Consider the following 18,589-nt stretch of genomic DNA (forward strand, 5'->3'; position numbering starts at 1 on the left):
TTCGCCGAACCCCAACTTAATGCCGCGGCTCCAGATCCCCCGAATACAGCTCATCCTCAGACTCTTGCGCCCCCGCAATCTTGTGCTCTTCAGCCGCCCAGGCGCCCAAGTCGATCAACTTGCACCGGTCCGAGCAAAACGGCCGGAACGGGCTCTGCTCGCCCCATTCCACAGGCGCCCCACAAGTCGGGCATTCAACGGTCATCGGCTGGCTCATGGCTGGCCTCCTCGCAAAGTCAGGTAAAAGTGGTGCAGGCGGTCAATCTCATCGTGCAGCGCTTGCAGGTCACGATCGTTGACCACCACATCATCGGCATGGCGCAGGCGCTCTTCCCGGGCCAGCTGGGCCTTGAGAATCGCCTGCACCTGTTCGGCGCTGGTGTTGTCGCGGGACAACGTGCGCTGCACCTGCAACTCGGTCGGCGCATCGATCACCAGGATCCGCTGGATCTTCTGGTACTGCCCCGACTCGATCAGCAACGGCGAGACATACACCGCATAGGGCGTCTCGGCCTTGGCCAGGTAGCTGAAAATCTCCTGCCCGATCAGCGGGTGCAGCAGTTGCTCCAGCCACTGCCGCTGCGCAGGGTCGGCGAAGATCAGCTGGCGCAGGGCGCCACGGTCGAGCTGGCCGTCTTCGAGCAGCACGCCGGGGCCGAAGCGCTCGACGATGCTGGCCAGGGCAGGGCGCCCCGGCTCGACGACCCAGCGCGCGGCCTGGTCGGCGTCGACCAGGTGCACGCCCAGCTCGACGAAACGTTCGGCTGCGGCGCTCTTGCCGCTGCCGATGCCGCCGGTCAAACCGAGAATCCAAGGGGTGAAGGGCGCTGTGCTCATCAGGTTCCAAGCAGTTGCAGGTAAGAGGCGACTATTTCATCACCCCAGAGCACCGCGATCCAGCCCGCAATGGCCAGATAAGGCCCGAAAGGCAGCGCAGCGCCCAGCTGCGCCCGGCGCAAACGCACCAATATCAGCCCGATCAGCGCCCCCGCCAGCGACCCCAGCATCAGTGTCAGCGGCAAAATCTGCCAACCGCCCCAGGCCCCCAGCATCGCCAGCAGCTTGAAATCGCCCTGGCCAATACCGTCCTTGCCGGTCAGCAGCTTGAACACCCAGAACACCGACCACAGGCTCAAGTAGCCCGCCACCGCACCCCACACCGCATCGGCCAGCGGCACCAGCAGCCCGAACGCGTTGACCACCAGCCCCAGCCACAACAGCGGCAGCACCAGCACATCCGGCAGCAGCTGGTGCTCGGCATCGATCAGGCTCAAGGCGATCAGCCCCCAGGTCAGCAACAGCACTGCCAGCGCCGCCTCGCCCGGCCCGAAGTGCCACGCCACCAGCAGCGACAGCAGGGCACACGCCAATTCCACCAAGGGGTAGCGCACACTGATGCGCCCCTTGCACGCCGAGCAACGCCCACGCAGCGCCAGGTAACTCAGCAGGGGAATGTTCTCCCACGCACGGATCCTGTGCTCGCAGAGCGGGCAGCGCGAGGCCGGCAAGCACAAGTCGAAGCGCTCGTGCACCGCCCCCGGCAGCCCCAGCACCTCCTGCGCCTCCCGCTGCCACTGGCGCTCGAGCATGATCGGCAGCCGGTAGGCCAGCACATTGAGAAAACTGCCCACCAGCAACCCCAGCACCACGGCCAGGGTGTAGAAGAAAGGCGGATGATCGACGATCAAGGTCCAGGCATTCATGTTCAGATCAGGCTACCCAACTGGAAGATCGGTAGGTACATCGCCACCACCAGGCCCCCCACCAGCAGCCCGAGCACCAGCACGATGGCCGGCTCCAGCAGTGTGGTCAACTGCTCCAGCCCCTGGCTGACCTGCTCTTCATAATGTAGCGCGGCTTTGTCCAGCATCAGGTCCAGCGTGCCGCTGGCTTCCCCCACCGCCACCAGCTGGCGCAACAGCGGCGGGAACAGCCCGTCCAGCTCCATTGCCTGTTGCAGCCCCAGCCCGCTCGCCACCCGCTGGCGCAGCGCCAGGATTGCCCGCTCGTGCAGGCTGTCGCCACTCACCGGCGCCACGGTCTGCAGCGCATCCAGCAGCGCCACCCCCGCAGCATAAGCGGTGCCCAGGCTGCGGGCGAAACGCGCCAACGCCGCCCGCCCCAACAAAGTCCCCACCACCGGCACCCGCAGCACCCCACGCAACAGCCACAGGCGCGCCGGCATATGCCGCCGATACAGCTCCCGCACACCCAGCACCAGCGCCGTTATCAACAGCACCAGCCACAGCAAGTGATTGCCCAGCCCTGTGGATAAATCGATCACCCATTGCGTGAACGCCGGCAACGCCTTGTCGAAACTGGCGAACAGGCTCTGGAACCGCGGCACCACCTCCAGCAGCAGCAACGTCGCCACCCCAAGCCCGGTCAGCAGCAACAGCGCCGGGTACAGCATCGCCTTGCGCACCTTCTGCCGCAGCGCCTGGCGCTTTTCCAGCATGCCCGCCATCTGCTCCAGCTGCCGGTCCAGCGTGCCCGACTGCTCACCCACCCGCACCAGGTTGCAGTACAGCGCATCGAACCACGCCGGATGCCGCTGCAACGCCTCCGCCAAGCCCAGCCCCGCCGCCACATCCTGTTTCAACCGCGCCAGCAATGCCGCCATGCCAGGGTTCACTGTGCTGCGCGCCATCACCTCGAACGCCTGCAACAACGGCACCCCCGCCGTTAAAAGCGTCGCCAGCTGCCGGCTGAACCCCGGCGCATCCGCCTTGCCCGCGCGCGCCGGCCAACGCCAGCGCCAGCCCCCCGCCGGCCGCACCCACGTGGCCCGGATACCCTGGCGCCGCAGCCACGCCTGCACGAACGCCGGGCTGCGCCCCGCGTGCTGGCCCTGTTGATGAGCGCCCGAGGCATCGATGCCCTCCCAGGCGTAGAGGCGAGTGGAAGCTTGCATGCGAGAGTCCTTTGCAGTTGAGCGACAAGCCCCGTAACAGCTTGCCGGGCCCGCCAGCGGGCGCGTTTCCATGACGGTCACTAGAGTAGTGCAACGCACATGACGCCCTGCCACGCAGGGGTGACAAAAGGTGTCGGTTCAGGCCTACTGCGCCGCTGCCGGCCGGGGCGCAGCCAGCGCCCCTCACGCCTCCACGTATTGCAAAGGATTACCGCTGATGAAAGGGCAACGCGGCATTACCCTGATCGAACTGATGATCGTCGTTGCGATCATCGGCATCCTGGCGACCATCGCCATCCCGATGTACACCAACCACCAGGCCCGCGCCAAAGCCGCCGCCGGCCTGCTGGAGATCACCGCCCTCAAGACCCCGATGGACGTACGCCTGAACGACGGCAAGAACGTCCCCGACGTCGCCAGCCTCGGCGGCCAGGCGACCACCGCCCACTGCGCCATCGTCGCCACCGGCAACGCCGCCGACGGCACCGCCAGCATCGCCTGCACCCTGGCCCAGGCCCCCGCCAACGTACTCGGCAAGGCCATCACCCTCAGCCGCACCCAGGCCGGCTGGGCCTGCACCACCACCGTCGAGGAAGACCTCGCCCCGAACGGCTGCACGGCGCAATGAAAGTGAGGTGAAACAGAGGTTTGCGTAACGCACACGGCAGTGGTACGTTGCGCAACACGCCGGTGTAGCTCAGTCGGTAGAGCAGCGCACTCGTAACGCGAAGGTCGCAGGTTCGATTCCTGTCTCCGGCACCAGTTCAGGTTCCAGCGAAGGCTAACAAAATCTCTGGAACCCCCGTGAAACCCGCCTTCTGGCGGGTTTTTTCGTTACACCTACCTCGTTTGCTAAGTGCGAAGCTACTCTGCCTGCCGAACTGGAGCCAACAGAAGCCTTAAGACATATGAAAAATAAAATACCACTCACGCTAACATTACTTTGGGTTCTAGCTAGTGCAGTGTTTTTCGGGTTGAACCTGCAATCAAATAAGCTAATGTCACCTAATGAGGTAGGTGACTTTCTCGCAGGATTTTTTTCACCCATTGCTCTAATGTGGCTTGTCTTTGGGTATTTCCAACAGGGAGAAGAATTGAAGCTGAATACTGAGGCCGTTAAGCTTCAGGTAAAAGAGCTCAACCTTTCAGTAGAACAGCAAAGGGAACTGGTAAAAGTAACTCAGGCAGATTTAATCTTGAGCAAGAAAGCTCATGAGCATCAATACGTTGCGCGCGAGGCTCTTTGTGGTTCTATGTTCTCAATGGGGATGAGTGACGACGAGTTAAACGACGAATACAATTACACTCTTTGCAATACCGGTAATGTACAATTCGCAATCAAGGAGGCAGCAATAACTTTCGGAAATTGCTCTATGCAGGCGGATACCGATGCACTGCCAGCAGTTTTAAGGCCTGGAGAAATAATTCTCATTCTGGTTTCCTTTGCGAAAGATCAATACGAATTTCAAAGTGAAGGATTTAGAGAAGAAGACGTAACCGGTGTGGAGTTTGAGGTGTTTTCTGCTGAAGGCATGGCCTACAGAATTCGGCATAGTCATACGAATAGGGATAATATCTGGAATAAATTTGAGCTCGGAGACAAGAGCTTAGAGTGTTGATGGTGCGAAACGTAAAGTTATAAATTGACATTTTAAGGCTAGTATGGTGTGTCAGAAGTGCCGCTAAAAATTTGAATTAGGCTCTGTAGGTCATCACTCAACAAGAGTTGTGTATCGACATGGGTCGACCAAGCAACTGTTATTATGCTTTCTGAGTCTGGAAAAGCGGAACTGTTACGTCGAGCAAAGCTCTGCAAGCTTCTAAGACCTACGCCTGCGCGCCGAGATAATCATTGCTTGTGCGGCTGGCGAGTCATGCAACGACATTGCGCAGCGCTTGGGTACCAGCAAGGATGTCGTATTACGCTGGCACTAGCTCTTCTCAAATTTGGGATTGCTGGGCTTGAACAATGGGCCGCGCTATGGTCGCCCTCTTACTATTTCGGATGACTTGGTTCAGCAGTGGTAAATCAGGTATTGCAGGGTAAATCCGAGTATTCCAGTTACTGGGATACTCGACGCAAGAGCCGTGAGCCGGGTCTATCATCTGCCAGCATCATGCGTATCTGGCATGCGTTTGGGATCAATCCGCCAAATATGTCCTTTTCTATTCGAAAAAACATGCAGAAAGTGCTTGTGATGAAGCGGGCTTAGACCCTGAAGAATGGTTCGTGAGCGCATGCCTAAATACGTATTCAGGTCATTCTTATTGCAACTTGAACTATTCGAATCTCGAGGGTCTTCACCGGCTGTATTTTTCGCCACGCCCGGAGCACTAAAAATAAGCCTTTTATCTCTATTCCGGCCGTCAGAGGAAGCTTTGTTGATGATACTCCCAAGACACCTTACTATCTCTACTAAGAAAGTCACACTAACCTACGATGTTGATGCTCCAATCATTTAGACTGCAGTGCTTCGAGCGGTAAAGTAGAAAGGTTTCTGGATGCTTTATTTTTCTACAGGTAGGCCAATGCCACTCCTGATTGGTCATTGATCTAAATTAAATTTGCCTCTGAGAACCTAATTAAATATCCCTGGGATCTCAGAAGCAAATCTCAAGGGTATGAAAATGTATAGCAAAACAAACACGGGAAAGGATTTTGAGAGCTATGTTCAGTACGTATATAGCACGCTACTCAACCTACGGGGTGAAAAGACCCAAGTCTCCCGTCGGACCACTTTCAAACTTCCAGCAGGCGATAGTTATGAAATAGATGTGTACTATGAATTTATTAAGGTCGGCATCCGTCACAGAGTAGCCATCGAGTGTAAAGATTGGAGGCGTCCTGTTGACCAGGGAAAGATTCTCGAATTTCATCAAAAAATAAAAAACATTGGGCATGATATTGTCGGAATAGTCGTATCTCGATCTGGATACCAGGCCGGTGTGGAGAAGGTGGCGGCAAGACATAATATATCGCTGCTCACAGCAGACGATCTACCATCACTCCCAGAGTTAGTAGGGCGCCAAATTATCAGCTCTGCGTTGCACGAACCTGATTTAATTGGAGAGCCTTTTTGGGTTATCGCTGAATGCAGCGATAAGCTGAATAAACACAGTACAGGTAACTATCACGCTCCACCAGCCAACGGTCTACCTACAATCCCATTGTTTATATCGAAAAGGTACGCAGAAATTTATCTTTCCAAACTCAAGGATCGAGAGTTGTGGTCGGTCTATGGGGTGCCGCAATATAAACTGAGGATATTAATTGGATTTGCTAAAGGTGGGGGCATTAACTTGGCTATCGTCTACGCTCCCCCAGAATCAAATGGCGCCATTTCCGCGGTAAGAGTCTCCGTGAATGAGCTTGAGCGGAACTTCATGGTTTGAAGCATGGATGGGTAGAGCTTTCAGTTTTGCCATCTACTGAATCGGTTTTTCGTATGATTAGTGCAGAGATAAGCTCTCGTAGAAAGTCGGCAAAAAAGGAGCTACGAGGTGGTTTTTAAGCTATCTCTAATTCTAGATTTGAAATCTGAGTAATCAGCGGTATTAATCTTTTCAACTATATTAAAGATTTTTTTGTATCTATCGTCGAAGTTCTCAACTTGATAGATGTTGCTGTCTACCGCGAGATTGTTGATGGTGATGGAGATCTCTTTTAGCAGATCTATCTTGTATGAGGTGGTTTGCAGGTTTTCTTTCTTTAAAGCTGTTATGGATTTTGAGCAGATTTTAAAGCTGCTGCTATCGATCCAAGTGTCTTGCATGTTTGTGAAGGGGCTGACCCACTGGCCGTGAGCGACTTTGTTCCTGAGTGTGATGGCAGGAGAAAAATGATCAGAAATCCAGCTGTGGATTTCTTCGTAAATTTTAAATCTTACGAATCCAACGCTGGAGATTGTGATTTCAGCATCAATAGCCAATGACGCATTCTTTTTGAGACCTATGTCAAGGGCGCGCTGCCAGCGAATTTCTAGCGAGCCTGCATTATAAATATTTGCTCTTTCGTGCTCGCTAAATGCCCCTTTCTCATAGAGAAGCTTGTGCAGTCTAGCTTCACACCAGACACCTAAAAGCATAGTGTACAATCGAGTAAATGTAATTTCGTCAGGCTCGTCGCCCTTGCGAATTACTTTTCGTAACTGTTTGCCGATGTGTTCTAGTGCTGATGAGACGTGCTCAAAGTTTTTTTCGTGGTAATCTTTGACTTTGGAGATTGTGCCAGAGCTGGCAAGATGAGCTGTGTTAGTTTCATCTGAGGGGACGGATGAATTTATTTCGCTGCTGGAAATTGCTGCAGATGGAGTTGCCATCAAGGAAGAGCTAACAATTTCAGCACCTGAAAAGAAATGGAGCAGTTTGTTTAAAATGCTAGCCATATTTTATAAATCAGTCCGTATGCCAAAAAAATCTTCTCGGAAAATTTCTTTGGCATGTCGGACTCGAACCGATACCTTCCTATTATTAATAGGACGTGCTAACCATTACACCACATGCCCGGCGTAATGATCCCCTACCTGGCAAAGAATTGCAACCCTCTTGTGCGAGAATTATGCATGTGTGATGCGATTTTTGGCTGAAATTATTCTCAGCAGATGTGCAAAAAAATGAAAGATTCACGCCTTCCCCCTGCCTAGAGCTACCTAACTTATCGCTTTTCCGCTCATATCCATGAGCAATCTACTTGCATTTCAGAAACCTTGCTCTGGGTGTCTTAAAGGAATAAAGTCTGTTCGTCGCGACCAATTCCGCGACCGGGTTTGGCGACCCGACCGAAAAAGGCGCAACGGCGCCCCGATCACGATTGCAGGCGCTTTTTTTGTGTCCGCAGTTCCGTGTAATGGCGGCTGTGCGTGGGAGACCCTCGGGTCTGCCGGGTTCCTTTTCCTCGGTTCGCCAACCTGCGTACAGCTGCCACCCTATTCGTTTGGCGACGATGGTGTGGTGCTTCAACCGAAAAGGACCTCATGCATGCTCATCGCAAATCTGTACAGGATCCTCGCATCCGCTCTCCGCCGCCCAACCCCCGCGGCCACCCCGTCCCCAACCTTCTACCTGATCGACAGCCACTCCCTCGCCACCCGCGCCAACCGGGAGGTGCCACATGACTGACCATGAACGCCTGTCTTCCATCCAAAGCTACGTCTGGACCCTCGAACTGCTCGGCGAGGCACTGGTCCAGCATGACGAGGTGCTGGAGTGCGAACACAACCCGCAACTGAGCTTCCGCAACACGGCAGGGATCCACCAGGCGATCCGGATCATCAGCCGTTTGGCCAGTGAGCAGTTCGGCAAGCTGGAGGCGATGAAGGAGGAGAGTGTTTCTGGAGATTGATGCTGCGGAATATTGGGGCCGCTTTGCGGCCCTTTCGCGGCACATTCGCCCTCCTACCTGCCGCCACCCCCACCAAGCAGAGCAAGATCACTGGCCAGGCCAAGCCGCAACCTGAGAAGAAAACCGCCCCGGCCCCGAGCGGCTTCCGTGTCACGAAGGATGGGGTGTTCTATGCCGGTGAGGATGGCGAAGCACGCCCGGTTTGTTCACGGCTAGAGATATTGGCTCGCACGCGTGATGAAAAGGGCCACGGCTGGGGTCTGCTGGTAGAGTTTGATGACCCGGATGGGGCCAACAAGCGCCTCAACATTCCGGCCAGGGCAATGGCGGGCGACTTTGGCAAAGAAGTGCTCGCGCCGCTGGTTGATATGGGGCTGCGCCTGGCGCCCGTGCGCACTGCTCGCAATTCACGCAACGATCTACAGAGCTACTTGCAGGGCTATGACAGTGCTGAGCGTGCTCGCCTGGTCACTCGTCTGGGCTGGCACGGGGATGCCTACTTGCTGCCAGATCGGCAGATCGGCAGATCGGTGCCAGCGCCGAATATCTGCACTTCTACGAAGCCGCTGCCCAGCTTCAGCCGATCACTCCGGCGGGGACACTGGAACAATGGCAGCGGCAAATCGGTGCGCTTTGCGTGGGTAATAACGGCCTGGCGTTCGTCGTATGCGTGGCTTTCGCTGGCGCGGTTTTGCATTTACTCGGGCATGAGTCTGGCGGTTTCCACCTGTACGGCGATAGCTCGGGCGGGAAGACCACCCACCTGCAGGTGGCTGCCTCGGTTTGAGGGGGCCACGTCTGGTGCGTTCCTGGCGCTCTACAGACAACGCACTGGAAAGCATCGCGGCGGCGCACTCGGACGGGTTACTGGTGCTCGATGAGATCGGGATGTGCGACCCACGGATCATTGGGGAAACGGTCTACATGCTGGGTAACGGCACCGGTAAGGCGCGGGCCAATGATCGTGGCATGAGTGGGCGCCAAGTTCAGGAGTGGCGCTTGCTGTTTCTCTCCACCGGGGAAAAGACCTTGGCGCAACACATGGCCGAGGCAAACAAGGAATTGAAAGCCGGTATGGAGGTGCGACTGCTTGCTGTACCGGCTGACGCGAGCAAAGGGCTAGGGCTGTTCGAAGAGCTGCATGGCTTCGACGATGCCGCCGCGCTTTCGGATGCGCTCAAGGCCCGGGTTAGCCGATGCTATGGCACGCCGGCCCTGGCTTTCCTGTCGGCCCTCTGTGAGCCCGCCAAGTTGCGGGCATATGCGGCCGTGGTGCGCAGCACTCTGGAGCGGTTTACCACTGAGGCATTACCTGCCAGCGCCAGCGGCCAGGCACAGCGTGCCGCAACTCGCTTCGGACTGGCAGCGGCGGCGGGTGAGTTGGCCACAGCCTTGGGCGTTACAGGATGGCCAGACGGTCTAGCGCTGCAATCCGCGCGTGTTTGCTTGGATGCTTGGTTGGCTGAACGTGGCGGTGCTGGAAACCTGGAAGGTGACGCTATCGTGGCCAGACTGCGCGGCATGGTGGAGCGCTATGGAGAAAGTCGCTTAACGCGATGGGATTCTATTGCCGCAAAGACCGATGACCATGCGCCACGTACAGCAGACCGTCTTGGCTTTCGCAGGACGATGGATCATGGCATTGGTGACTCTCTATATACGTCGGTGACCTATTACTTTTTCGGCACAACTTGGCGCGATGAGGTTTTCAAAGGGATGAACTTGCGCAATGTAAACAGGGAACTGGTTGCGCGCGGAATACTTGAGCCGAGCGGAGACGGAAAAGCCGCCAAATCCGTAACACTACCCGGAATGCCGAAAGGGCGGGTTTATGTTGTGAATTCAAACGTATTGCTTAGCGATTAAATAATAGCATTCAGCTATTCGGGAGATTCGTGGCCACTTGTAGGATCGGCCTGGCTACGCCTGCGCTTAACTAAATTTAATTATTGAAGTCCAAAATGAGCACAAATTCGTCTATGCTGAAACAATGCCAAACCGAACTAGCAAACTTGAAGAAAGAACTACCTCGGCTAAAAGCTGTCGCTGACGAGGCAGAGAAAACATTCGCTAATAGCCGTCAGGGAAGACCTGTCTATCCTCGGGATCAGATCGCGCCTTACTCCAATGCTAAGGCTAAAATTGATGAGCTATCGCGAGAAATTCCCCGGCTCCAGGGTTTGGTTAGCTGGGAGGAGGGTGTAAAGTAAGCCTCCGAAAACGTGCGGCAGGCAAGAAAAGATATAACCAAGGTTCAGAGCGAAATTAAAATCTTGCGCGAAAAGCGAGAGACGCTGGAGTCCAAAAAGGCAGGTCTTGTTGCGAAGCACGAGCGCGAATTTGAAGCTGCAGAACGTGATGAACATCAAGCCGCCCAAGCTTACGCCCAGGCGATGGGGGGAACGATAGCGGGTTGAAGCGCCAGGCAGAGGGATTGTTGCAGAAAGCATCTCACGCGCTGGCCATAATTAAACAGACCCTTCAAGGTGCCAATACAGTCTCGTCGGCACTTAGTGCTCAGCTCTCAGAGCTTGATGATGCTATTCAAGAAAAGCAGGATGAGCTTAACGGTTTAAACTCGAAGGTTCTTCAGGCTGCCCGGTTCTATTGGGCTGACCGCTTTGAGAAGGCGGCACATGAACTGGCGACTCTGGCAGCCCATGTCTCAGCATCTGAGAAACTACTTGGGTATGGCGATAGTTTGACTGATTTATATATTCCAGCCATTTTTCCGAAGAAGCATAATTTTATTTCTCATCGTAGGATTGTTAATCAGCGCAGCGATGTAAAGCTTGAGCAGCTGACAGGCATCTAGCTCTAACCTGTCAAAATTCAGCTCCGCTATCGGGTCAAAGCACCATCTCCGAATGTTAGGTGATTGTGCTTTGAACCATATGCACTAAGGCTTTGGCCTATGTTGTGAGTGCGACCAAACTATTGTGGTGGACTGGCCAATGCTGCGTGAGTGAATGCAGTAGGAAGGATGTGCGAGCTGTGATAGCTCGCACACATGTTTACGCCGCGTCTCCAACTCGCCGGCCTGTGACCGTTATCTGTAGGTTGGCTTGACCTTGAACGGTTCCATGAAGCTGGATCGCTTCGTGTGTTATGGTGCCGTTAAAATCGATTTTGAAATGGTCAATGTCAACGATAGACGTGTTGCCTGGTTTCCACTTGTCGACGCTGACGACGGCTGTGACATTGTTGCCTTGCCCCTCAAAAGTGCCGGTGTAAAGGAAGTTTGCGTCGCCTCCGTTCACCGCTCCTTCCTTCACTACGACCAAGCCATCTCCAAAGTCTTGAATCGAGGATCGGAAATGCACTTCGTAAATCCCGCAAACCATAGTCTGAGCTCCTTTCATTGATGACGACTTGTCAGCCTAAAGCTAGCACTGTGTTGCTGAATCGCCAATAGCTACTCGCACTAGGATCAAAAACGACCGTACTGGCTGCTGTCACTGCATTTGAGTGCGACCATATCTAAGAGCACACCCAGGAAGGCTTGGCCCATACCACCAAAAAGGCTGGCCGTCCCAACGCGGCAGAGACTATCGAGGTCGTGCTAGCCCGCAAGGCCAAGGGTGTGAGCTAGATCCAAGTGACGACCGAACTGGGCCTTAGTCTCCTGGCCGTAAACGTCACTGGAACAAAGGATGTAAGCAGCCCGGGTCATTCGGCTTGGGGTAAACATTTCCGTCCTTCTCCTGCTGGCCTGCCTTTTGCGCTGGTGCGGTGTACCACCTAGCCCGCGCCATCACTCACTCGTTTGCATCGCATCTTACTATCACGCTTGGTGTCCTCGACCGGTAGGAATCGCCCCATCGCGAACCGTCATTAACCGACTAAGTAACTTTCGTCCATATCTGGATGAGCCTCGAATCTATCGATCTCGAAGTAGAGCAGGCCTACCTCCCTTGGGAGACTGTCCAAGTGGGAAAGCACCGTGTTGATCCGCTCGCACTGCTCTGGAGTGATATAGAAGCGGTGTTTGTCAAGCCAGTGCCTAGAATCGTGATAGTTATCCAGCTTTGCGGATTCGAGGGTAGCAATGTGTCGTTCGATCAATGTTCGACTGACTAATCGTCTCAACGCGGGGATGATGTCTATAGTGCGATCATCCGAGACAATAATGGCCAGCCTTTTTCTGCCTTCGGGCCCCACATACCTTACTCCAGAATTGTATCGGGACCCTCTTGATGGCATGCAATCCTCGCTTGCGTTTCCGTCCAGGATTACACCAACAGCATGGCAATACCCTCTGGGATCCACGATTATCGTTCCGTCGATGTTGCTGACGCTTTGGAGCAACTCTTCGGTAAGGATTGTTGGCGTAATCGGCGTGCCTTGCCTACCGAGTCGCTCTGCCTCGCTAGCCGCGTCCTCCGCAAACACAATCATGCTGCCATGCTGTAGGTGGGTCTGTGCTTTCAGCAGACTCCACGCATGCAGCCCGTCCTCTGGCAGGGATCTAGGGAAGATCCGCGAGTAACTGGTGAGAAAGGCTATCTTGTCGAAGGGTTCCTGCGGAAGTCTGGGTACGCCGTAGTGGCTTCGTATCAGCATTTGTTCGCCACAACGCAGCTCCCAGTGATAGTGATCAATGAAAGAGACAATAAACGCATCCTGCTCTGCAGGGTCATGAGATTCCTTTAGCCTGCCTAGGCCGTAGATGCTCTCGGAATCAGTAATGATCCCGATACCAGTAGCAGCCATCTGAAGGACTTTCCTGACCCAGCGTGGCTCGCGGAGCGGCACGGGACTGGTAAATTTCAAGGCAAAGTCGACTGCTGTGTTTGTGGGATCTACGATTACGAGGTCGCCGATCCCTTTCGAGCCTTCATAGAGAAGAGAGGAGACGAGATTGAGGGTCTTGAGCAGACCGGTATCAATGTACCTCTTTCTTATCGAAAGGCCTGGGGTATGCATGAACTTCTCTGCCGCTAAGCGGACAATTTCCTCCGCACTCCTCACGCCATCATGGAAGAAGCGTCCAGGCTCTGGGTCCTGAAGCTTCCCGGTCGCTACTTCGAGCACGGCGTAGATCGCTGCATCGATCAGGCTACGGTATCCATAACTTCTTTCGGATGTTTCTACTGGTCTCGGCGATAAAGGCGGAAACTGTGTGAAGATAGATGTCGGGACTTGTATGACCGGGACGACGTAGTATTCCCCGATCAGCCTCGACTGACCGCAGTATGACTTTACCTCGTTTGCTTTGTCGTAGGATTTCAGCGCATTAGCAACCGCCATTGTCGCCGAGTCGCGCCGCATCCATTCGGGCTTATCGTTCATGCTGGCGTTATCGCTGAAGAACATAGTCTGTAAGCGATGCCCCTTATATTTCGACTCCACGTCATCGAGCAAGCCCTCGAAGAGAGCCAGCGGCCATTGGCCGTCTTCCGGTTCGACGCAGACCGGGTTGGAATTACTACTCCCGGGCGCGCGTGCGCCTACAAGCAGGGCGTAGGCATCGTCCATTACTCCGAGTTTGGAGAGAACATCTCTCGCCAGACTTTGAATACTGATCCGGTAGCTATCCTGATAGCCCCACATGAAGAGGTAGATTGTGCGACCGCTCATGTTTCAGCCTCTTTTAAATTGGATCGAATAATCGTGAAATCGCATCGGATAGAATGAACAGAGTCACCACTCATTCCATTGTTTGATGACAGCCTGGAGGAGAACCTCCGCGTTGACCGGGTCCCATGAAGTTGGACTGCCCTCCCAGATCAAGTAATATTGTTCGTTCGCGCAAACCAGTTTGCTCTTATCGGCCTCGGACTGTATCCAGTTGATTGCGTTAACGAAACAGTCCCCATAGCTCAGTCCGAATTTTTCGGGAGGCACGTTGTAGAGCAGCCCTTCGAGATAGTACGAAGGCGCAACGTCCGCACTCAAAAGACCCTCGGCGACCAACCTTCTTCGCATGTTCTTCACCACGCGGATCATCGGTTTCAGCCACGCGTTGCTAGCTTGGTGCTTGGTGGTTAGATTTTCTGAGTGCTGCTTGGGGTAGTTGACGATCTGTTGGCCGTCGAGAGTGAAAAAGCAGATTCCCTCGTCGTACGTTGAGTCATACGCGCTTCTGAATTCCCTGTATCGACGGAATTGCATCGCCGCTATAACGTCGGCCTTGCGGCGGTTGCCGTTCGCGGCTATCACGATGGCTTTTTGACCGCTCGTGACGTCGGTGCCAAACCGATCGGTGAGGGCCCTAACTACATCATTCCTATACTGGTCGTAGGAATAGGTCGCAGAAATGAAAGCTTGGTCATAGGCTGCCTTTTCTGTCTGCGTCAGTAAGGTTACGTCGCTGAAGTAAACGTCGTCGAGCTGGATGACGACATCCACATCGCTTTCAGCGAAGATATTGGTGTCGTTGCCGTACGAACCTTGAAGATAGACCTTGAAATTCTTGGAATGGTATTCGGCGGTGGTGGACTCCAACGCGCTCTTGATCGCATTGTATGTCGCAGCGGATTGCGTGACCGAGCCTTGATGGGACCAGGTGTCGAGTTGACTCTCAGGAATTCCCATGTTCCTTGGTTCTCTCAGAGTAGGAGTTCTTTAAGTTGCGCTTCGCGCGTGGCGAACGATTCACTGCCACACTGGCGAAGCATATTCAGTTTATCTAAGTCGTGCTCCATGAGATCCGTTGCCATTTCAGGGCGTTCGAAGGTGTCGCTTATCCGTATCGTTGCAACGTCTTTGAACAACACCTCGCGCAGTTGGTCCAACGATTGCGTATTAATCTCCAGGGTCTTTTGCAGCAACTGGACCGCGAGCCACCTCTTCGCAATCTTCATCAGTAGCCCCGGCTTCGGCTCCGGATAAATACCGACGCCAACATTCACGACACGGATATCCTTCCTGTCCTTGTTCAAGGCCGCTGTCGCATCGGCAATCGCAAAGAGCGTTGGGTTGTTTGCACAGTATCCGCCATCAATCAGCTCGATCTTGTTCCCGTCGGCGGTCGTGACAATCTTCCGCTCGAAGAACGGGTATGCGGAACACGATGCCTGGACGGCATCTGCGATGCTCACGCCGAATCCTGGGTTGAAAGTCGCCTTGCGGCCGTGCGCTTGTGCGACGCTAGCCTTAAAAATCATCGGCTTCTCGGTGGCCCACCGCGTTGCAACTATGCCGAGACCGGTCCGCACGTCTTCAAAGGTCTTGTTCCCGAACACCTCTTCAGCCAGGCTCCGTAAAGCGGAGGTTTTAGCAGAGGCTCCCCTGCATGCCATGACTCTGGGTACATGCGATTTGTACAGCTCGTGGATTTGATCTACTCCGTAGCCAAGTGCGATTAGGGCAGCGATGATCGCTCCCGTACTCGTTCCGAAGATTAAATCGAACCGCTCATGAAGGGGGCACCCCAACATGGCTTCAATCTCTTTCAGGACCCCGAGCGTATAAAAGCCCTTGGCGCCTCCGCCGTCTAAGGCAAGGATTCGATAGACACCATCGTCTTCAAGCATGGTTAGATTTCACTGTGTCAGGGGTTGATATTAGCTCGCGCACTGACACAGCCTACCAAACTAGGCCCAAGCCCGACTGCTGCCAGATACTGGGGAGAGAAACCTTCCTCTGGCTCGAGCTCAATGGGTGTAGCTCGTTCGCCGTTCGTGGACGTCAGCTTTTAGTCGGCCGTTGCCATTCAGGGCACACCCAGCGTGATCGTCAAGTCCGAAGCAAACAACTAGTTAGGTCAGTGCAATTACCTACACGGAACACTATTTCTGTTCAGAACACCACGCTTTCACCTTCCATGCAATTGTGTTCCATGGCTGCAATCCCCGCCGTTGCTGGCCTCCCGCCGAGACGGAACACCAAGAACACCAAGAACACCATTTTTAACGATTACTCTACCCCGCACCCCAGAATGTGCTAAGGCCAGCAGCGCGGCAAGTCCCGGAACTGCCCGAACTGGCCGGGGACCCCGGGTGATTGGCCGGTACACGGGAAGGGGAACCCGCAGCTCTTTGTTAGCACCCTGTTCACTGGCTTAGTGAACTGGTAAACCGGTGAACTGCTGATAGATGGAGGGTTTACCGTGTTGGCTCCCTCCCAGATCCCCATTCACTCAATATTTTAGGAAATTTCCTCCAACTTGGCCTGTTGCGAACCGATCCGCTCTGGGGATAAATTCCTCAGGTCGCAGCAAAACCTGCGGCCAGGTGTAGGAACCTGCTGGTAAACTTGGCGCACGCACTGGGCGCCCCATCACAACGGCTGGCGCTTTTTTTGTGCCTGCCGCGATGTGTTATGGCGGCTGTGCGTGGGCAGGCTTCGGCCTGGCCGGGTTCCAAGTTTCCCGGTATTCCTACCCCACGCACAGCTGCCACCCAATCCCGTAGGAAGGATCGTGGTAGCTCCAATCTCAAACTTGGAGTCTCATGCATGCTTATTCGCATTCTGAGCAGGATCCTCGCATCCGCTCTCCGCCGCCCAACCCCCGCGGCCACCCCATCCCCAACCTTCTACCTGATCGACAGCCAGTCCCTCGCCACCCGCGCCAACCGGGAGGTGCCCCATGACTGACCATGAACGCCTGTCTTCCATCCAAAGCTACGTCTGGACCCTCGAACTGCTCGGCGAGGCGCTGGTCCAGCATGACGAGGTGCTGGAATGCGAACACAACCCGCAACTGAGCTTCCGCAACACGGCGGGGATCCACCAGGCGATCCGGATCATCAGCCGTTTGGCCAGTGAGCAGTTCGGCAAGCTGGAGGTGATGAGCGAAGAGGGGCATATCGGAGGCTGATGCCTGGCGTCACAGGGGCCGCTTTGCGGCCCTCTCGCGTGGCGTCTTCCTGCCGAGTGTTTCTACTTACGCCATCGCTACTTTCTAGATAATGCTCAACCGCGATTCACCGCCAGCCCAGTGTATTCGGGCCTTCAGGCAAAAATTTTAGAGATAACGATTTGCATTGTCGGAGATAGTTGCTGACTTGCGCACGTCTAATTCACACCCGCATTGCCCGGCCAGCCCTACCAAAACCACCCACCCCGCGCGAGCTCCTGCTCGCAACTCCGATACTGCGCCCCAAACACCGACGCCCGTGCCTGCACCTTCTGCGACACGTTCACCAACCACGGCTTGGCGTCATAGCTGCGGTTGCGGTAGCCGCCCCAGCCTTCGTGGTAATTCAGGTACTGGCCAAAGGCGTCCCACTTGGACACGCCATTCACCCGCTGGCTCTTCTGCATGTACCAGCCCATGAAGTCGAGGGCGTCGGCGAAGTCGTCGCGGGCGGCGCCCCAGCCGCCGGCTTCGCGCTTGTAGTCGGCCCAGGTCTCGTCCTTGGCCTGGGCGTAGCCGTAGGCGGTGCTGACCCGGCCCCAGGGGATGAAACCGAGGAAGTAATAGCGCGGCGGCAGGGCGTCGTGCTTGAACGAGGACTCCTGGTACATCATCGCCATCGGCACCTGCACCGGCGCACCCCAGCGCGCCTGCATCTTCAGCGCCGCCTCGTGCCATTTCGGTTTCTCGCGGAAGATCTCGCAGAGGTTGTCGGGGTTGGCAGGGGGCTTGGTGGCGCAGCCGGCAAGCGCCAGGAGCAGGGCTGGCATCGTGAGCCGAAGCATGGAGGGGGTTCCTTATTGCAGACGTCGGGGTCGCAGAGCGCTGGCGCTTTATACCTTCTTTTGAGACGTAGATGAATCAGCGGCCGGTTGTGCGATGTCAATCGCGGATAGCTCCTTTCGAGAGATATTGATGACGTAGGTGAGGAAACTTTGGGTGAGCTGATCGCTGCTAGCTTGAGTCGCTCCATCGGCAATCGCTGGCCGCCAGGTGTTCGGCGGGAGTCTTGCAGCGCCTATGAGATCGAGCGCCGCNCGNGCGGCGCATCGCTGGCAAGCCAGCTCCCACATCTGTTTCGGGCCAGTTTTGCCTGCGCCGCCGCGGCTGTACGCCTTGTTTGTACGACGCGGTTTTTGCATGGACGCTAGCGCCGCCTCACATGACTCAAGGCATGCACCAAGGCGGACAGTGGAGACCTCACAGGATGGATTGGCCCGAAACAGATGTGGGAGCTGGCTTGCCAGCGATGCGCCGCGCGGGCGGCGCTCGGTCTCATAGGCACTGAAAGGCTCGCGCCAAGCATTGGGTGCAAAATGCCTTGACTCTTCATTCGAGTAAAAATCCCGGCCGTCCACATTCCATGAATCGTGGACACTTTGTTTTCGGTTTACTTGTCCATGTCAAGATCTGGATGCCTGGTGGCAGTGGCCGTGCGCCGCCAAGATTACCGACGGACGCGGCCCAAGCCACCAAGCGATGTTTTTGCCACCAGATCGCAGAAAAATACCCCTATCTCTTTCCCCCAACG

Annotated in this window: 16 protein-coding genes, 2 tRNA genes and 2 pseudogenes; 10 read left to right on the forward strand and 10 right to left on the reverse strand. The window is 55.4% G+C overall.

Annotation, left to right across the window (positions count from 1 at the left end):
* Nucleotides 1-16: 16 nt before the first annotated feature.
* The 4 genes from yacG to IX761_RS08105 are packed head-to-tail and all read right to left on the reverse strand — an operon-like array spanning nucleotide 17 to nucleotide 2,914.
* On the reverse strand, nucleotides 17-217 hold the full coding sequence (gene yacG / locus IX761_RS08090) for a DNA gyrase inhibitor YacG (RefSeq protein WP_194789083.1): 201 nt from the start codon (nucleotides 215-217) through the stop codon (nucleotides 17-19).
* Entirely contained in the window at nucleotides 214-837 is a 624-nt protein-coding gene (gene coaE, locus IX761_RS08095; protein WP_194789084.1) for a dephospho-CoA kinase, read from the reverse strand. The genes yacG and coaE overlap by 4 nt, the downstream gene beginning before the upstream one ends.
* Nucleotides 837-1,703, reverse strand: a complete 867-nt coding sequence (locus IX761_RS08100; protein ID WP_194789085.1) for a prepilin peptidase — start codon at nucleotides 1,701-1,703, stop codon at nucleotides 837-839. The genes coaE and IX761_RS08100 overlap by 1 nt, the downstream gene beginning before the upstream one ends.
* Nucleotides 1,704-1,705: 2 nt before the next feature.
* The gene (locus tag IX761_RS08105) at nucleotides 1,706-2,914 is read right to left on the reverse strand and encodes a type II secretion system F family protein (protein WP_194789086.1); all 1,209 of its coding nucleotides are present in this window, start codon (nucleotides 2,912-2,914) and stop codon (nucleotides 1,706-1,708) included.
* 217 nt (nucleotides 2,915-3,131) lie between these two features.
* Between IX761_RS08105 and IX761_RS08110 the strand changes: the two genes are divergently transcribed.
* The 5 genes and pseudogenes from IX761_RS08110 (at nucleotide 3,132) to IX761_RS08130 (ending at nucleotide 6,307) form a co-directional block, all read left to right on the forward strand.
* A complete protein-coding gene (locus tag IX761_RS08110) occupies nucleotides 3,132-3,542 on the forward strand; it encodes a pilin (RefSeq protein ID WP_194789087.1) in 411 nt (136 codons plus the stop codon).
* 58 nt (nucleotides 3,543-3,600) lie between these two features.
* Nucleotides 3,601-3,676: transfer RNA gene (locus IX761_RS08115), tRNA-Thr, on the forward strand.
* 146 nt (nucleotides 3,677-3,822) lie between these two features.
* Nucleotides 3,823-4,533, forward strand: a complete 711-nt coding sequence (locus IX761_RS08120; RefSeq protein WP_194789088.1) for a hypothetical protein — start codon at nucleotides 3,823-3,825, stop codon at nucleotides 4,531-4,533.
* Between the two features lie 119 nt (nucleotides 4,534-4,652).
* Nucleotides 4,653-5,064: pseudogene (locus tag IX761_RS27100) on the forward strand (helix-turn-helix domain-containing protein); the annotation flags it as partial.
* A gap of 478 nt (nucleotides 5,065-5,542) precedes the next feature.
* Complete coding sequence (locus tag IX761_RS08130) at nucleotides 5,543-6,307, forward strand: restriction endonuclease (protein WP_194789089.1); 765 nt, start codon at nucleotides 5,543-5,545, stop codon at nucleotides 6,305-6,307.
* Between the two features lie 101 nt (nucleotides 6,308-6,408).
* Here IX761_RS08130 and IX761_RS08135 read toward each other — a convergent pair whose 3' ends face one another.
* Together IX761_RS08135 and IX761_RS08140 are read right to left on the reverse strand one after the other, a co-directional pair.
* Nucleotides 6,409-7,299 carry a hypothetical protein gene (locus IX761_RS08135; RefSeq protein WP_194789090.1) on the reverse strand — a complete coding sequence of 297 codons (891 nt, stop codon included), beginning with the start codon at nucleotides 7,297-7,299 and terminating at the stop codon, nucleotides 6,409-6,411.
* A gap of 50 nt (nucleotides 7,300-7,349) precedes the next feature.
* Nucleotides 7,350-7,419 (reverse strand) — tRNA-Ile (locus IX761_RS08140).
* A gap of 605 nt (nucleotides 7,420-8,024) precedes the next feature.
* On the opposite strand from IX761_RS08140, the gene IX761_RS08145 reads away from it, so the two are divergent.
* The 4 genes and pseudogenes from IX761_RS08145 to IX761_RS27535 all read left to right on the forward strand — a co-directional run bounded on the left by IX761_RS08145 (nucleotide 8,025) and on the right by IX761_RS27535 (nucleotide 11,620).
* Nucleotides 8,025-8,255 (forward strand): hypothetical protein, encoded by a 231-nt coding sequence (locus tag IX761_RS08145; protein WP_194789091.1) that lies wholly within the window; start codon nucleotides 8,025-8,027, stop codon nucleotides 8,253-8,255.
* Nucleotides 8,256-8,314: 59 nt separating this feature from the next.
* A pseudogene (locus IX761_RS08150) lies at nucleotides 8,315-10,121 on the forward strand (DUF927 domain-containing protein); the annotation flags it as partial.
* Between the two features lie 547 nt (nucleotides 10,122-10,668).
* Nucleotides 10,669-11,070 (forward strand): hypothetical protein, encoded by a 402-nt coding sequence (locus IX761_RS08155; RefSeq protein WP_194789092.1) that lies wholly within the window; start codon nucleotides 10,669-10,671, stop codon nucleotides 11,068-11,070.
* 268 nt (nucleotides 11,071-11,338) lie between these two features.
* Nucleotides 11,339-11,620: a hypothetical protein gene (locus IX761_RS27535; RefSeq protein ID WP_416366764.1), complete on the forward strand. Its 282-nt coding sequence runs from the start codon at nucleotides 11,339-11,341 to the stop codon at nucleotides 11,618-11,620.
* A 469-nt stretch (nucleotides 11,621-12,089) separates the two neighbouring features.
* Here IX761_RS27535 and IX761_RS08165 read toward each other — a convergent pair whose 3' ends face one another.
* The 3 genes from IX761_RS08165 to IX761_RS08175 all read right to left on the reverse strand — a co-directional run bounded on the left by IX761_RS08165 (nucleotide 12,090) and on the right by IX761_RS08175 (nucleotide 15,733).
* Nucleotides 12,090-13,835, reverse strand: coding sequence for a hypothetical protein (locus tag IX761_RS08165; protein WP_194789094.1), 1,746 nt, complete (start codon nucleotides 13,833-13,835; stop codon nucleotides 12,090-12,092).
* A 63-nt stretch (nucleotides 13,836-13,898) separates the two neighbouring features.
* A complete protein-coding gene (locus IX761_RS08170) occupies nucleotides 13,899-14,792 on the reverse strand; it encodes a nucleotidyltransferase (RefSeq protein WP_194789095.1) in 894 nt (297 codons plus the stop codon).
* A gap of 14 nt (nucleotides 14,793-14,806) precedes the next feature.
* On the reverse strand, nucleotides 14,807-15,733 hold the full coding sequence (locus IX761_RS08175) for a patatin-like phospholipase family protein (protein WP_194789096.1): 927 nt from the start codon (nucleotides 15,731-15,733) through the stop codon (nucleotides 14,807-14,809).
* A 1,055-nt stretch (nucleotides 15,734-16,788) separates the two neighbouring features.
* Between IX761_RS08175 and IX761_RS08185 the strand changes: the two genes are divergently transcribed.
* Nucleotides 16,789-17,019, forward strand: coding sequence for a hypothetical protein (locus tag IX761_RS08185; protein WP_194789097.1), 231 nt, complete (start codon nucleotides 16,789-16,791; stop codon nucleotides 17,017-17,019).
* Nucleotides 17,020-17,246: 227 nt separating this feature from the next.
* Here the strand turns inward: IX761_RS08185 and IX761_RS08190 are convergent, their stop codons facing one another.
* Nucleotides 17,247-17,843 carry a hypothetical protein gene (locus IX761_RS08190; RefSeq protein WP_194789098.1) on the reverse strand — a complete coding sequence of 199 codons (597 nt, stop codon included), beginning with the start codon at nucleotides 17,841-17,843 and terminating at the stop codon, nucleotides 17,247-17,249.
* Nucleotides 17,844-18,589: the final 746 nt, after the last annotated feature.

Origin of the sequence: Pseudomonas sp. UFMG81, assembly GCF_015354575.1 — a bacterium.
In the GTDB taxonomy this organism is placed as follows: domain Bacteria; phylum Pseudomonadota; class Gammaproteobacteria; order Pseudomonadales; family Pseudomonadaceae; genus Aquipseudomonas.

Bases quoted from the DNA above. Each gene is read 5' to 3' on its own strand.
- yacG (WP_194789083.1), bottom strand. From the start codon at position 217: ATGAGCCAGCCGATGACCGTTGAATGCCCGACTTGTGGGGCGCCTGTG.
- coaE (WP_194789084.1), bottom strand. From the start codon at position 837: ATGAGCACAGCGCCCTTCACCCCTTGGATTCTCGGTTTGACCGGCGGC.
- IX761_RS08100 (WP_194789085.1), bottom strand. From the start codon at position 1,703: ATGAATGCCTGGACCTTGATCGTCGATCATCCGCCTTTCTTCTACACC.
- IX761_RS08105 (WP_194789086.1), bottom strand. From the start codon at position 2,914: ATGCAAGCTTCCACTCGCCTCTACGCCTGGGAGGGCATCGATGCCTCG.
- IX761_RS08110 (WP_194789087.1), top strand. From the start codon at position 3,132: ATGAAAGGGCAACGCGGCATTACCCTGATCGAACTGATGATCGTCGTT.
- IX761_RS08120 (WP_194789088.1), top strand. From the start codon at position 3,823: ATGAAAAATAAAATACCACTCACGCTAACATTACTTTGGGTTCTAGCT.
- IX761_RS08130 (WP_194789089.1), top strand. From the start codon at position 5,543: ATGTATAGCAAAACAAACACGGGAAAGGATTTTGAGAGCTATGTTCAG.
- IX761_RS08135 (WP_194789090.1), bottom strand. From the start codon at position 7,299: ATGGCTAGCATTTTAAACAAACTGCTCCATTTCTTTTCAGGTGCTGAA.
- IX761_RS08145 (WP_194789091.1), top strand. From the start codon at position 8,025: ATGACTGACCATGAACGCCTGTCTTCCATCCAAAGCTACGTCTGGACC.
- IX761_RS27535 (WP_416366764.1), top strand. From the start codon at position 11,339: ATGAAGCTGGATCGCTTCGTGTGTTATGGTGCCGTTAAAATCGATTTT.
- IX761_RS08165 (WP_194789094.1), bottom strand. From the start codon at position 13,835: ATGAGCGGTCGCACAATCTACCTCTTCATGTGGGGCTATCAGGATAGC.
- IX761_RS08170 (WP_194789095.1), bottom strand. From the start codon at position 14,792: ATGGGAATTCCTGAGAGTCAACTCGACACCTGGTCCCATCAAGGCTCG.
- IX761_RS08175 (WP_194789096.1), bottom strand. From the start codon at position 15,733: ATGCTTGAAGACGATGGTGTCTATCGAATCCTTGCCTTAGACGGCGGA.
- IX761_RS08185 (WP_194789097.1), top strand. From the start codon at position 16,789: ATGACTGACCATGAACGCCTGTCTTCCATCCAAAGCTACGTCTGGACC.
- IX761_RS08190 (WP_194789098.1), bottom strand. From the start codon at position 17,843: ATGCTTCGGCTCACGATGCCAGCCCTGCTCCTGGCGCTTGCCGGCTGC.